3 protein-coding genes are annotated in these 1,500 nt (G+C 36.0%); all 3 read left to right on the forward strand.

The window, feature by feature from the left end; all coding sequences use genetic code 11:
- Positions 1–627: pyridoxal-phosphate dependent enzyme (locus Q5O73_RS10465; protein ID WP_302669661.1), on the forward strand; the 627-nt coding region annotated here is incomplete at its 5' end.
- A 108-nt stretch (positions 628–735) separates the two neighbouring features.
- Positions 736–1,071 carry a YlxM family DNA-binding protein gene (gene ylxM / locus Q5O73_RS10470; protein ID WP_021953109.1) on the forward strand — a complete coding sequence of 112 codons (336 nt, stop codon included), beginning with the start codon at positions 736–738 and terminating at the stop codon, positions 1,069–1,071.
- An 11-nt stretch (positions 1,072–1,082) separates the two neighbouring features.
- Positions 1,083–1,500: signal recognition particle receptor subunit alpha (locus tag Q5O73_RS10475; protein ID WP_302669662.1), on the forward strand; the 418-nt coding region annotated here is incomplete at its 3' end.

The following is a 1,500-nucleotide window of genomic DNA, read 5'->3' on the forward strand; positions in this document are numbered from 1 at the left end:
ATTAAGGTTATTGGTGTGGAACCTGAACATGCAGCCTGTATGAAGGCAAGTCTTGAAGCAGGACATGTTGTTACATTAGATAGTGCCAATACCATTGCTGACGGTACTGCGGTAAAAACACCGGGAGAGATTATCTTTCCTTATATCCAGAAAAATATTGATGAAATTATTACAATTAAGGATGAAGAATTAATAGATGCATTTTTAGATATGGTTGAAAATCATAAGTTAGTTGCTGAAAATTCGGGACTTCTTACGGTAGCAGCTCTTAAACATCTGAAATTTAAGGACAAAAAGGTTGTTTCAATCATAAGTGGTGGTAACATGGACATAATCACAATGTCATCTACCCTTCAGCATGGATTAATCCAGCGTGGAAGAGTATTTAGTGTTTCCGTATTGCTTCCTGACAAGCCGGGCGAATTGGTTAAGGTGGCAAATGAAATTGCAAAGCAGCAAGGTAATGTAATTAAGTTAGAGCATAATCAGTTTGTTTCAGTAAACAGAAATGCAGCTGTTGAATTAAAGGTTACATTGGAATGCTTTGGACATGACCATAAGGAACAGATTCTTAAAGCCTTGAAAAAAACAGGTTATAATCCAAAGGAAGAAGCTCCAAATTTATAAAATAAAACAAAAACAAAGGTGTCAAGAAAAAATACTTGACACCTTTTGCTTTTTACTGTATTATACTCTAGGTGGTAAAATCAAATCATATAGAAAGGTATGTTTACGATGAAAGATGTATATAAAAGTTCTATGTTATATGATTTTTATGGCGAACTTCTTACGGAACATCAAAAGGAAATATATGAGGATTTTATATTAAATGACTATAGTCTTGGAGAGATTGCCCAGGAAAGGGGAATTTCAAGGCAGGGAGTTCACGACATGGTGAAACGCTGTGACAGGATATTAAACGGTTACGAGGAAAAGCTACACCTTGTAGAGAGATTTTCCAAGACTAAAGAAGATGTGAGAAGAATCTGTCAGTTAGCAGACAGTGATATAAATCAGAAAAATATTTCTGAAATAAAAATGATAGCTCAGGAAATATTAGATAATTATTAGGAGGTATGGCTTTGGCATTTGAAAGCTTATCCGATAAGTTACAGAATATATTTAAAAATTTAAGAAGTAAAGGCCGTCTCACGGAAGATGATGTAAAGGCTGCCTTAAAAGAAGTAAAAATTGCTTTATTAGAAGCAGATGTAAGCTTTAAGGTAGTAAAGGACTTTATTAAAAAGGTTCAGGAGAGAGCTGTAGGACAGGATGTTATGAGTTCTCTTACACCGGGACAGATGGTTATTAAGATTGTTAACGAAGAGCTGACAGCCCTTATGGGTTCTGAAACCACGGAACTTAAGCTTCTTCCTGATAACCAGATAACGGTTATTATGATGATGGGTCTTCAGGGTGCGGGTAAAACTACAACCACTGCCAAGATAGCCGGCAAGTTAAAGGCTAAAGGTAAAAGACCGCTGTTAGTTGCCTGTGATG

The sequence above is a fragment of the Eubacterium sp. AF15-50 genome, from assembly GCF_934835595.1.
Lineage (GTDB): Bacteria > Bacillota > Clostridia > Lachnospirales > Lachnospiraceae > Eubacterium_G > Eubacterium_G segne.

Bases quoted from the DNA above. Each gene is read 5' to 3' on its own strand.
- ylxM (WP_021953109.1), top strand. From the start codon at position 736: ATGAAAGATGTATATAAAAGTTCTATGTTATATGATTTTTATGGCGAA.